The organism is Pseudomonas sp. 8 R 14, from assembly GCF_900005955.1.
GTDB lineage: Bacteria > Pseudomonadota > Gammaproteobacteria > Pseudomonadales > Pseudomonadaceae > Aquipseudomonas > Aquipseudomonas marginalis.
In genome coordinates this window covers 21,943-33,895 of sequence record NZ_CVTH01000082.1, presented here as the reverse complement: position 1 = coordinate 33,895, position 11,953 = coordinate 21,943, and the positions used below count along the sequence as shown (strand labels likewise).

The following is an 11,953-nucleotide window of genomic DNA, read 5'->3' as shown; positions in this document are numbered from 1 at the left end:
CCATGACAATGGACAGCGAATACCCGCAGGACGAAAAAACTATCCTGCTTGACCTCGATGGTCGCGCGCCCGCAGGGGCGCCGGTGACGGACTTCCCATCGCCACCGCGCTTCGAACGGTTGGAAGACCGGATGATCTACACCGCCAGCCTGCAAGGGGCACAGAGTTTCAAGATCGGGCCCAACGTCCTGGTGGCCGCCGCCTGGGAACTCTTGTCGCAGGTCGTTCGACTCAAGCGCAGTTCCGGCCGGGAAAGCTTGCAGGCCCTCAATGATCGGTTGTCGTCGGGGATCACGGCGTTTGAAGCGTATGCCTTGCACCAGGGTGCAGAGGACAGGCAGGTCATGTCGGCGCGCTATGTGCTGTGCAGCGTTATTGACGAAGCCGTGGTCACTACCCCGTGGGGCAGTCGCAGTGACTGGTCGAAATCCAGCCTGTTGAGCCGCTTTCACAACGAAACCTTCGGTGGCGAAAAATTCTTCCAACTGCTGGAGCGCTTATCCCGCGACCCCGTCAAGAACCTGGCAATGCTGGAGTTGATGTACCTGTGCCTGTCACTGGGGTTTGAAGGTAAATACCGCGTCATGGAGCGGGGCGGGCCGCAGTTGGAAGCGGTACGAGATGGCTTGTATCGACAGATCCGGCATGTGCGCGGTGAGCGCCCGCCGATGTCTGTGCCCGCTGCCGCAGCACAGGCACCGGGTGCCGGGCTGCGCATCTTTTCCCCTGCCGGGGTCGTCGTCTTCACGCTCGCCTGTTTGCTGGCCATGTACCTGGGCTTTGCCTGGGCATTGGGCAATGAACGCATGGCGGTGCTGCAACCTTTTCAATCTTTGGCGTCGGATCAGACACGGTCGCCGTTGTAACGCTGGGAGCAATGAATGAACGCATTCTTCAAGGGCGTGGGCACGGCGCTGCGCAAGACTTGGGTCTGGAGCCTGTTTGTGGTGTTCGCCAGCGCGTTGCTGGTGTGGTTTTTCGGGCCATTGCTGGCGGTGGACGACCATCGTTTCTGGCAGGGCGCTCCAGCTCGTCTGTTGACCATAAGCGGGTTATTCCTGCTGTGGGGGTTAGCGATGGTCATGGTCGACTCACGCCGTACCGCACGATTGAATCGGCGCGAGCACCAGGAGCGCCACCAACGCAAGGGGTTGATTGACGAAGAGCGGAGGCAGGTGCGGGGGCGTTTCAAGGAGGCGTTGCACACACTGAAAACCTCCCGTCGTTATGGCGAGCGCAATGAGCGTTGGCGCAACGACTTGCCGTGGTATCTGTTGCTCGGCCAGCAGGGCAGCGGCAGAACCTGTCTGCTGGCCGCCTGCGGATCGCAGTTCCCACTGGATCGGGAGGAAGCGATGGCACCGGGCGCAACCCAGTATTTTGATTGGTATCTCGCCGACGAAGCTGTCCTTGTCGAGAGCGCAGGGCGCTACCTGGCCCAACCCGACAGTGCCGTGGATGGGGCCGGTTGGGCGACGTTTCTGGACCAGCTCAGATTGCGGCGCAGGGCTCGCCCGCTCAATGGCGTGGTGGTGACGCTGGCGGTGGAGACGCTGCTTGGCAGCAATGATCGCGACCTGGACCTGCATGCGCGCCACGTGCACACCCGGTTGCAGGACGTACAGCAGATGCTGCATGTGGATGTGCCGATCTATCTGGTATTGACCCAGGCTGACCGGTTGCCGGGCTTTGTCGAGTTCTTTGATGCGTCCCAGGGCGACGGCGCCGAAGCCCTGCTCGGAGAACCCGTGGCAACAGGTCCGGCCGGTACCGCGATCACCCAGGTTCGCGAAGCGTTTGAGGCGTTTCTGCAACGCCTTGGAGCGGAGCTGATTGCGCGTTTGCATCAGGAACGCGATATCGAACGTCGCGGGCTGATGCTCGATTTTCCTCGGCAGGCTGCGCAAATCGGTGAACGTTTGTGCCTGTTTGTGGAGTCTGCGTTCTCCTCTCATCGCTTTCAGCGTATTAACGGATTGCGTGGCTTTTACCTGACGAGTGCGCAGACTGCCGACAGGCGTTCCTACTTCGTCCAGGGCCTGTTCAACCGGGTGATTTTTGCCGAGGCCAATCTCGCCGGGCTGCAGACTCCGGAACGACAGCGTATCCGTCGACACCAAGGGTTGCTGGCGTTGGCCGCCTCCCTGGTCATTGTCGCGGCGGGGTGGCTGTGGGCACACAGTTATTCGATCAATCACCAGCGGCTGGTGCAACTGGCGCAACTGCTCAAGCCACAGCCGCCCGCGTCACCCGGTCTGGACGATACCCTGGTGCTCCTGCGTGTGCTGGACGACCGCCTGGCTGCGACCCAAGTGTTTCCAGCGTTGGCGGATGCCCGTGCGGTGGAGCGGGGCGGCTTGTATCAAGGGGAGGCGAGTCGGCCACTGTTGGTCAGTGCCTATGAAGACTTGCTGCACCAGCAGTTGTTGCCGCTGGTATCTACGATGCTTGAAGAACAGGTACGGGCCAGCCTTGGCGACCGCGAGGGGCTTTTGGACATCCTGCGGGCTTACCTGATGCTCAGTCTTCGCGAGCGGCGCGATAAGGTTTGGCTGGCGCAACGCGTGGCCGTTCATTGGGCTGTGCGCTATGCCGGTGATGCTTCGGTGCAGAAACGATTGAATGCACATTTTGCACGGCTGCTTGAGCGCCCTTTCGCGATGCCCTTGAACGTTGAGCTGGTCGCCGAGGCCCGCCAGGAACTGCGCGGCGAATCGTTGGCGGGCGTGGTCTATCGGGCGCTGCGTGACCAGGCGCGTGACCTTGAGCCCTTGCGCCTGGCCGAGGGGAGGGGGTTCGCAGCGATCGAGCAGCCCATCCCCGGCTTCTATACCCGGCGGTATGTGCAGTATTTCGAAAGGCAGGGCTCTCGGCTGGTGAATGCCATTGCTCAGGACAACTGGGTACTTGGGGAGGACGCAGACCTCAGCAGCCTGGATTTGCGCCAATTGATGCTGGAGCTCGAGCAGCGTTATTTCAGTGAGTACGCCGACACCTGGAGCCAAGCCATCGGCCAGGTGCGCCTGCAGGAAAGTGACAGCCTGAGCCAGCATGCTGACGGGCTTGCCAGCCTGGCGTCAGCGCAGTCGCCGTTGGTGCAGCTGTTGCGACAGGTTCGGGAAAACACACGCCTGCTGTCGACCAACGACCCCCTTGAGGCCTTGAGCCCGCCCGCCGGCGAGCTCGAGACCAGCGCTTCCAGCGTGTTGTCCAGCCCGTTGCATGGGCAGGCAAAGCCTGATTCTGCCCGGCGTGCACTGCAGCGTCGGTTCGAGCACCTGCACCAATTGCTGGACGCGGATCAGAACCCTGGAGCTGAACTGACGCAGGCGTTGCGGCTGCTCGATGAATGGCATCTGCAACTGGCGGCCCTTAACCGCGAAGCTACCCCAGGGCAGGCGGCATTCATGATGGCCAGGCAACGAATGGAAGGGCAGCAGCCATTGCTGGGGAATCTGCGGGATGCTGCCGGGCGCCTGCCGTTGCCGGTCAAGGGGTGGTTTGAAGGCATTGCCGATGACAGTTGGCGGCTGCTGCTCGATGATGCCTATGTGTATATAAATCAGCGTTACCAAAGTGAGGTCTATGGCTTTTACGCCAAGGCGATCCAGCGTCGGTACCCATTCAACCCACGGTCCGAGAGTGATGTTGCCCTTGGCGATTTCCAGGACTTTTTCAAGCCGCGGGGTGGCATGGCGCGCTTTTATGAAAGCTACCTGCGGGCCTTTGTCAGTGCCGAGTCCGGTCGCTATCGTCTACGCGGCCTGGATGGCCGTAGCCTGGCGCTGTCGCGCTCATTGCTGGACCAGCTGACGAAGGCCCAGGTGATTCGCCAGGGGTTTTTTACTGAGGACCAGGGGGAGTGGGCGGTTCGCTTCACGCTGGCCCCCTATAGCCTGGACCAGGCGGTTAGCCGAGCGATCCTGAGCATTGGTGATCAACACCTTGAATACCGCCATGGCCCGATCGTGCCCATGGCTTTCCAGTGGCCAGGCGAGGCGGACGATGGCCGTAGCAGCCTGGTGCTGGAGCGGGGGACGGAGCGGCCGCTGGGTATGGAAAAAAACGCTGGTCCCTGGTCGTTGTTCCGGTTTTTCGAGCTGATGCAAAGTGAGCCTGGGAGTGGCCGGGGTTCTCGGCTGCTCAAGGCTGAGCTCGCTGGCACGCGTGCCACCTTCCTGCTCAACAGCCATCGCAACCCTGGTCCTTTTCAGATGGCGAACTGGCGCACCTTCCGTTTGCCGGAGCAACTGTGAGGCATGTGCATGCCGATGGGTGCAGCGCCGGGCGAACGGCGCGAGGCAAGACACGCGCGCGCAATGAGGATGCGTTCCTCGACTGCCCCCGGCGCGGTTGTTGGGCGGTAGCGGACGGAATGGGTGGGCATCTGGCTGGGGATTTGGCCAGCCACTGGGTCATCAGCAGCCTGGCTTCGTTGCCCGACCAAGGCAGCTTTGACGAACGGATCGATGCCATACGACGCTGCTTGCGATGGCTCGACCGTCAAATGGGGCAAGCCACGACGGAACAAGCTGCCCACGGCATCATGGGCAGCACCGTGGTTGCGTTGCTGCTGGAGGGTAATCGCGCAGCCTGCATCTGGGTCGGGGACAGCCGTTGCTATCTTTGGCGGGGACGACGTTTGTACCAACTGTCGCGGGACCATTCCCTGTGGCAGCAACTGATGGACAAGCAGCAGTTGAGCCTGGAACAGGCCCTGGCGCATCCGGATGCCAGGGCGCTGACCCGTGCCATTGGTGGTCGGCAGCCATTGAGCCTGGCGGTGCTGGAGTTCATTACCCAACCTGGGGATGTGTTTTTATTGTGCAGCGATGGTTTGTATCAGGGGCTCAGCCATGGCGAGTTGGGCAGCGCCCTGAGTGTGGGGCCGCCCCGCCAGGTAGTGGATCGGTTGTTTTCCGACGTGCTACGGGGGGCGGCCCAGGATGACCTGACGGCCGTGGTAGTCCAGCCATGAGCGAGGTCGCCGGCCCGCCGAAACTGCTTGCGGGGCGCTATCAGCTGGATCGGCTATTGGGCAGCGGTGGCATGGGAGTGGTCTACCGAGCCCGGGATATGCTGCACGAGGCGTTCGGCGAGCCCAACGCGTGGGTGGCTCTCAAGTTGTTGGGCGATACGCTTGCCGAATCTTCCGACGGCCATGTATTGCTGTACAGCGAGTTTGCCCTGACCCGGAGCCTGCGGCACGATCACGTGGTCAGAACGTACGCTTTCGAGGTCGATACTCCGCGTCAGGTTGCGTTCTTCACCATGGAATTGCTGCAGGGCAGGACCCTTGACCGCATCCTCTCGGAGTGCCCGTATGGATTGCCGTGGCGGGAGTTGCAACCCATCGCCCTGCAACTGTTGGATGCACTGGCTTATGCCCACAGGCAGGGCGTTCTGCATGGCGATGTGAAACCGGCCAATATCATGCTGGGCGAGCAGGGAGTGCGGCTGTTCGATTTCGGCCTGGGCCATGCCGAGGCGGAGCAGGCTGCGGGGCTGCCCACCTTGAGTCGCAGTCGCTTTAAGGCTTGGACGCCCGGGTATGCGGCGCCGGAACTGGTGGCCGGGGGAAACATCTCCGCCCGGGCCGACTTGTATGGCGCCGCCTGCGTAATCTATGAGCTCGCCCAGGGACGGCGCCCCGGCGAGCATCAGTCGGATCAGCCATTGTCCAGGCCTCGGCAATTGCCTCGGCGGTGTTGGCCGGCATTGCGTTCTGCGCTGGCCCTGGACCCTGAGTGCCGAACCATTGCCGTCGAGGAGTTGTGCGAAGCGATGAATAGACGACGGCGCTACTGGTTTGTGTAGTGGGCGTGTCAATCAGCCAAATCATGCAGTTGGCAGTATTCGGTCCAACTCAAGCCGGCCATCTGGGCAACTTCCTTGTGTACTTCCAGGCGCCGCGCCTCGAAGTCAGCAGGGGACTGGCTGGTCAGCCTGAGGGTCAGCTCCCAGGCAAACAAACCCTGGCGTTCTGCTTCTGCCTCGAAGGCTTCATGCAGCCGCTCGGCGCGGTACTGTGCCAGGGTTTCACCCTTGGCCTGAGCGGCCAGTGGGTTCAGGGTGTTCAGTTCGGCAGCCACATCGGGATGTTCGTTCAGGAATCGATCCAGCGCGAGCTGGTGGTTATCGCCGGGAGGTGACAAGGGCGTGCTCCAAATCAGGTGGGACCAGGCCTCGGTTTCTGGCGCGAGGCAAGCCGTGTGTGCATAAGCAACACGGATAACGGGTATTGAAGCAGATTCCAGGACCGGTCCAGATCAGAAAATTAAATTATTGGAGATGCCCGGCTTTGACTGTCACTCATTGCTGGAAATTCACCGATACCCATGGCAAAGGACTTTCGCTCCCGGTGCCAGGACGTGTAGCGTTAGCCCCGGTGCTTCCGACCCTGCTTTCCAAGGGCAGCGGGCGATGGGCAGAGGGATGGGTCATGGCGCAAACGCTGTTCAAACTTTTCTTTACCCAGCGCCTGGCCGCTTTGGCCAGTGCCGATTCGTTGCGAGCGATCCGCGAAGGTCTGCTGTGGATCTTGCCGTGCCTGCTGGTGTCGGCGGCCTTTCTGATCCTGTCCGAGTGCGCTCGGGTGTTGGGCTGCAGCCCGCAGGTGGTGAGCTTCCTGGCGGGGTTGCACAATCAGATCAGTTCGGTGATCCCGTGGCTGGTGGCCGCCTCCATTGGCTACATGCTGGCGATCCAGCACCGCCTGCCGCAATTGCCGGTGGCGTTCCTGTGCCTGGCCCATGTGGTCTTGGCGACGTTTATCCTGCGGGAATATCCCCGGGCATCGGCCACCTTCCTGCTGTTTATTGCTATTGCCTCGCCGCTGCTGAATGTACCGGCCTTGGCCTGGCTGCACCGTTTTCGCTGGACGCGCCTGGTCAACGAAGACCTGGTGGGGCACAACCTGCGAGGCACGATCAATATGGTGGTGCCAGGGGCCATTACCGCCCTGGCGCTGGTGGCAGCGCTGTCCTTGTTGTTGCAGATACCCTATGTGGCGCAGTTGCAGGGCCCCCAGGTGCTCGATGCGCTGGAATCGCCCTACGGCAGCGGTTTGTTTGTCACCCTGATGAACTCGCTGTTGTGGTTTTTCGGGGTTCACGGCGTCTATGCCATGCAACCGCTGTTTGATGTGCTGGACCAGGCCGTGGTGCTCAACGGCGCCGCGTTGGCAGCGGGCGAGCCAATCAGGTATGTGCTGAACGGCGGCCTGTTGGGCAGCTTTGCCTTTATCGGTGGTTCGGGCGGTGCGTTGTGTTTGTTGATCGCAATCCTGCTGTTTTCCAAGAGCCAGTCCATGCGCCTGGTGGCCGTGGCGAGTTTGCCGCTCTCGCTGTTCAACGTCAGTGAAGTCCTGCTGTTCGGCCTGCCGATCATCCTCAACCCGCGTCTGTTCATTCCGTTTCTACTGGTGCCTGCGCTGAACGCAACGGTGGCGCTTACCGTGGTGCAACTGGGCTGGGTATCCCCGGCGGTGGCCAGCGTCCCGTTTACCGCACCGGTGTTGCTCAATGCCTACCTGAGTACTCATGGCGACCTGGCGGCAGTCGCGCTGCAAGTGACGCTCCTGGGCCTGGGCACGCTGGTGTATGCACCCTATGTGCGCGCGATTCATCGCCAGGCTGCCGAAGGTGGCACGGTGTACCTCAAGTCCCTGGACATGACCTTCCGCGGCCTGGAAGAAAAAGGCCGGCTGCGCGAACTGGACCCGGTCCTGGCTTCCCACAAGGCCCTGGCGCGCCAGGCCAATGAACTGAATCGCATCCAGCAGATCAGCGATTATGAGTTCTATCTTGAATACCAGCCCCAGGTCTCGACCCGCACCGGGCTGTGTACTGGCTGCGAAGCGCTGATGCGCGCCCGCGATGCCCAGGGTACGGTGCATTCACCGTGGGAGTTCCTGCAATGGCTGGCCCAGGCGCGGTTGATGCCGGACGTGGATATGTGGGTGGCATCCCAGGCGATTCGCCAATACCAGAAATGGCAGAAACTCGGCTTTACCCTGCCGATGACCATCAATATTTCCAGCGCCACCCTGACCGACGCCGCCCACGGCGAGCGCCTGGTGGAGATCCTCGCCCAGGCCCATGGCCAGGTATCGGTGGAGATCACCGAAGACGCGCTGGTCAGCGATATCCCTGCCACGCGCCAGAACATCCAGAAACTGCAGGGCATCGGCGCCAAGGTCTATATCGATGATTTCGGCACCGGGTTTTCGGCCTTGAGTTACCTGCACCAGTTCCCGGTGGACTTCATCAAGATCGATCGCAGTTTTGTGGTGGCGCAGCACGATCCCAAGGGCGCCCAGGTCCTGACCGGCATGCTGCGTTTCTGCGAAGCGCTGAACCTGGGCGTGGTGGTGGAGGGCGTTGAGACCGCCGAGCAGTTGGCCTTCTTGAACACCGGCGCCGAGCTGATTATCCAGGGCTGGTATTTCAGCAAGGCACTGCCGGGGGACCAGTTGGAGAGCTTTGTGCGCCAGCGTGCGGCCATGGCGCAGGTCTAGTAGCCGCGTTGGGTTTGTTCGATCTCCTCGACCAAGCGATCGATACCCGCCAGGCGTGCACGGTTGTCGTGATCCCAGGGGTGAAAGCCGGGTTTGAAGTAGTGCAACCACGGCCGCAGCATGCGTGGGAAGACGCCCTTGGGGCCATAAAGAAATTTCAACATGCGCCAGAAGCCTTTGAGGTGCCCACCCGCCTTGCGGTCGGCAATCAACAGCCGCACATGAAAATCCAGCACCACCAGCCAGAAAAACACCGTAGTTGTCAGCATGGTTCCGGTGCGCAGCAGGTAACGCTTGGGCCCGGGTTTGATCACCGTGTTCCACACATCAAAGGCCACGGCCTTGTGTTCGGTCTCTTCCAGGGCGTGCCAATACCACATCTGCTGGTAGCCCTTGAGCGAATCGCCAAAGCGCGACGGGTCACTCAGGAGGATTTCCGCGAGCATCGCCGTGTAGTGCTCAAGGGCAATGGTGATCGCCAGGTTGAACGACGGTGCGAAGTGTTTCTTCTGCAGATCGAGAATGAATTTAAGCCGACGGTCCAGGGTGTGCGCCGGAAGCCCGGCTGCTTGCATCAGGTCGTTATAGGCCACATGTTCGCGGCTGTGCATGGCCTCCTGGCCGATAAATCCCTGGATCTGTTTCTTTAGCGCCGGATCGTCGACGCGTTGGCGGTAGTGACGCACGCTGTCCATGAAAAACAGTTCGCCCTGGGGGAACAGCAGCGACAAGGCATTGAAGAAATGCGTGATGAACGGGCCCTGTTCGTGCCAGTCGGTGATGCGTTCGGCGGGCAGGGCAAAATGGAGGTCGCGGCGGATCGGCAACATGATTCGTGCTCCTGTTCAGAGACGGGGCTCGTCGTTGGTTTCAAACACTGGCCTGCGTTGCTTGGGGCCCATGCGCTTGCTGGCCAGGACCACCAGCGCTTGATAGGCCGCCGGCAGGCAACGGGCGAGCAGGTCGAGGAAATACGCGTCGCGGCCTATCAGCACGCGACGCTTGTTTTTGCGGACGCCTTGCAGGATCACCTTGGCGGCCTGGTCGGCATCGGTGATGAAGAGTTTTTCGAAGTCGGCGCGGGCCTGCTGTTCGCTGTGGATCAGGAAGCCGGTCATGTTCGCGTCGATGCGGCTGCTGCGACAGATATCGGTGCGGATGCCGCCGGGGTGCACGCAGGTGGCCGAGACGCCGCAGCGTTGCAGGTCCAGCTCCTGGCGCAGGGCTTCGGTAAAGCCGCGCACGGCGAATTTGGTCGCGTTGTAACCGCTCATGCCGGGCTGGGCAAACAGGCCGAACACGCTGGACGTGTTGATCACATGGCCGTCGCCGCTGGCCTTGAGGTGCGGCAGGAACGCCTTGGTGCCGTGGACCACGCCCCAGAAGTTGATGCCGACGATCCACTCCAGGTCGGCGTAGTCCACGCCTTCGACCGTACTCGACAGGGCCACGCCGGCGTTGTTGAACACCAGGTTGACCTGGCCATGCTCGGCCACGCAGCGCGCCGCCCAAGCCTCCATGGCCTGGCGGTCGGACACATCCAGGACCTGGGTGGTAATCGTCACCGGCGCCAGGGTTGAGGTCTTGATCAGTGCCAGGGTCTGCTCCAGGCCTTGGGCGTTTTTGTCCGCCAGTGCCAGGTGGCAACCTTCGCGCGCGAGTGCCAGGGCCAATGCGCGACCCATGCCGGATGCCGCGCCGGTAATCGCCGCCACGCGGCCGTTGAATGACTTCATGACAGGCTACCTTCTGCGGTGGAATGGGGCGTCGGCATCGGCCGGGTAGGGGCATTGACCGGCCCCAGGCCGGCCACGTAGTCCTTGAGCGCAAACTGCCGGGTCACCTGCTTGAAACGCCAGGTCGAGCCGGGCCACAGGGTGGTGTTCTTGCCGGTGCGTGGGTCGAGGTACCAGCTCTGGCACCCGCCGGTGTTCCAGATGGTGCGTTTGAGCTGGTCTTGCAGGTGCTGGTTGTAGGCGCTCTCCACTGCGGGTTTGACGTCCACCGTGGCGATGCGATGGCGCTGCATCTGCCTGAGCGCGTCGAGGATGTAGGTCACCTGCGCCTCGATCATCAGGATCATCGAGTTATGGCCCAGGCCGGTGTTGGGCCCGATGATCAGAAACAGGTTGGGATAGCCCGGCACCGTGGTGCCCTTATAGGCGTGTGCACCGTCGCGCCAGGTGTCCATCAGGTCCACACCGTCGCGACCGATGATGCAGTCGCGGGGCAGCGGGTCAGTGGCCTGGAAGCCGGTGCCGAAAATCAGGCAGTCGGCCGGGTGCTTGATACCGTCGGCTGTGATCACACCGTCGGCTTCGATACGCAGGATGTTGTCGGTCACCACCTCGACATTGCTGCGCGACAGCGCCGGGTAGTAGTCATTTGAGATCAGCACACGCTTGCAGCCAATGGTGTAGTCCGGCGTCAGGGCCTTGCGCAGGGAAGGGCGCGGCACTTGTTTGCGAAGGTGGCGCAGGGCGACTTTCTGCACCATTTTCATCAGCTGCGGGTGCAGCGCAAATCCCAGCACACGGCCTTCCAGTGCCCAGTAGAAGGCGCCACGCACCAGGCGCTGGGTAACAGGCAGGTGTCTGAACAGCCAGCGTTCGAACGCTGAAATCCCGCGGTCGGGCTTGGGCATGATCCACGGTGGAGTGCGCTGGAACAGATCCAGGTGCGCCACCTGCGGCGCAATCTGCGGCACGAACTGGATGGCACTGGCCCCTGTGCCGATCACCGCCACGCGCTTGCCCTTCAAGGCGTATGCGTGATCCCACTGCTGGGAGTGGAAGCGCTTGCCCTTGAAGGTTTCCAGCCCCGGAATCTCCGGCAGCGCCGGGCGTGCCAGGGCGCCCATGCCCGACACCAGCACCCGCGCACTGACGTGGCGGCCATCGCTGAAACTCAACTGCCAGCGTTGTAGCTGTTCATCGAACACCGCGCGCTTTAGGCCCATGCCGAAACGCAGGTAGGGCGCCAATCCGAAGCGCACCGCGCAGTCTTCCAGGTAGGCGCGGATTTCCGCTTGCGGCGCGAACTGCCGAGTCCAGTCCGGGTTGGGTGCAAAGGAAAACGAATACACGTGGGACTGCACATCGCAGGCGCAACCGGGGTAGTGATTGTCCCGCCAGGTGCCGCCGAGGGTATCGGCCTGCTCGGCGACAAAGAAGTCGGTGAACCCCGCCTCCTTGAGTTTGATGGCCATGCACAGGCCGGCAAAACCCGAACCGATGATGGCGATGTCGATGGAATCACTGTGGGCATTCATAGGCGGTCCTTCATGGGCATCGGATGTGCTCCTGTTTTTGTTGTGTCTTTTAGATAGAACACCATTGCAAAGAAAAATTGAATTAATTATTTTAAAAAAGATTTTAAATAATCTACCTGAAAATAGCGCCTACGCTAGGACCTTGTGCCTTATGTGCGACTTGT

Annotated in this window: 9 protein-coding genes; 5 read left to right on the top strand and 4 right to left on the bottom strand. The window is 61.6% G+C overall.

Annotation, left to right across the window (positions count from 1 at the left end; all coding sequences use genetic code 11):
- Positions 1-2 precede the first annotated feature (2 nt).
- Genes icmH through BFQ01_RS23800 form a run of 4 tightly spaced genes read left to right on the top strand, consistent with a single transcriptional unit; the run spans position 3 to position 5,817 of the window.
- Positions 3-866, top strand: a complete 864-nt coding sequence (gene icmH / locus BFQ01_RS23815) for a type IVB secretion system protein IcmH/DotU (RefSeq protein ID WP_065927142.1) — start codon at positions 3-5, stop codon at positions 864-866.
- A gap of 15 nt (positions 867-881) precedes the next feature.
- Positions 882-4,256, top strand: a complete 3,375-nt coding sequence (gene tssM, locus BFQ01_RS23810; RefSeq protein ID WP_065927141.1) for a type VI secretion system membrane subunit TssM — start codon at positions 882-884, stop codon at positions 4,254-4,256.
- 5 nt (positions 4,257-4,261) lie between these two features.
- Positions 4,262-4,978 carry a PP2C family protein-serine/threonine phosphatase gene (locus BFQ01_RS23805; RefSeq protein WP_074848182.1) on the top strand — a complete coding sequence of 239 codons (717 nt, stop codon included), beginning with the start codon at positions 4,262-4,264 and terminating at the stop codon, positions 4,976-4,978.
- Positions 4,975-5,817 carry a serine/threonine-protein kinase gene (locus BFQ01_RS23800; RefSeq protein WP_065927139.1) on the top strand — a complete coding sequence of 281 codons (843 nt, stop codon included), beginning with the start codon at positions 4,975-4,977 and terminating at the stop codon, positions 5,815-5,817. The genes BFQ01_RS23805 and BFQ01_RS23800 overlap by 4 nt, the downstream gene beginning before the upstream one ends.
- A gap of 8 nt (positions 5,818-5,825) precedes the next feature.
- On the opposite strand, the gene BFQ01_RS23795 is transcribed toward BFQ01_RS23800, so the two are convergent.
- Positions 5,826-6,155: a DUF6388 family protein gene (locus BFQ01_RS23795; RefSeq protein ID WP_065927138.1), complete on the bottom strand. Its 330-nt coding sequence runs from the start codon at positions 6,153-6,155 to the stop codon at positions 5,826-5,828.
- Positions 6,156-6,442: 287 nt separating this feature from the next.
- Between BFQ01_RS23795 and BFQ01_RS23790 the strand changes: the two genes are divergently transcribed.
- Positions 6,443-8,518: a PTS sugar transporter subunit IIC/EAL domain-containing protein gene (locus BFQ01_RS23790; protein WP_065927137.1), complete on the top strand. Its 2,076-nt coding sequence runs from the start codon at positions 6,443-6,445 to the stop codon at positions 8,516-8,518.
- Here the strand turns inward: BFQ01_RS23790 and BFQ01_RS23785 are convergent.
- From BFQ01_RS23785 to BFQ01_RS23775, 3 genes are read right to left on the bottom strand one after another with little or no spacing between them, the layout of a single operon-like run.
- Positions 8,515-9,348, bottom strand: coding sequence for a metal-dependent hydrolase (locus tag BFQ01_RS23785; protein ID WP_065927136.1), 834 nt, complete (start codon positions 9,346-9,348; stop codon positions 8,515-8,517). The genes BFQ01_RS23790 and BFQ01_RS23785 overlap by 4 nt on opposite strands.
- Before the next feature lie 15 nt (positions 9,349-9,363).
- Entirely contained in the window at positions 9,364-10,254 is an 891-nt protein-coding gene (locus tag BFQ01_RS23780; RefSeq protein ID WP_065927135.1) for an SDR family NAD(P)-dependent oxidoreductase, read from the bottom strand.
- The gene (locus BFQ01_RS23775; RefSeq protein ID WP_065927134.1) at positions 10,251-11,789 is read right to left on the bottom strand and encodes a flavin-containing monooxygenase; all 1,539 of its coding nucleotides are present in this window, start codon (positions 11,787-11,789) and stop codon (positions 10,251-10,253) included. The genes BFQ01_RS23780 and BFQ01_RS23775 overlap by 4 nt, the downstream gene beginning before the upstream one ends.
- Positions 11,790-11,953 lie beyond the last annotated feature (164 nt).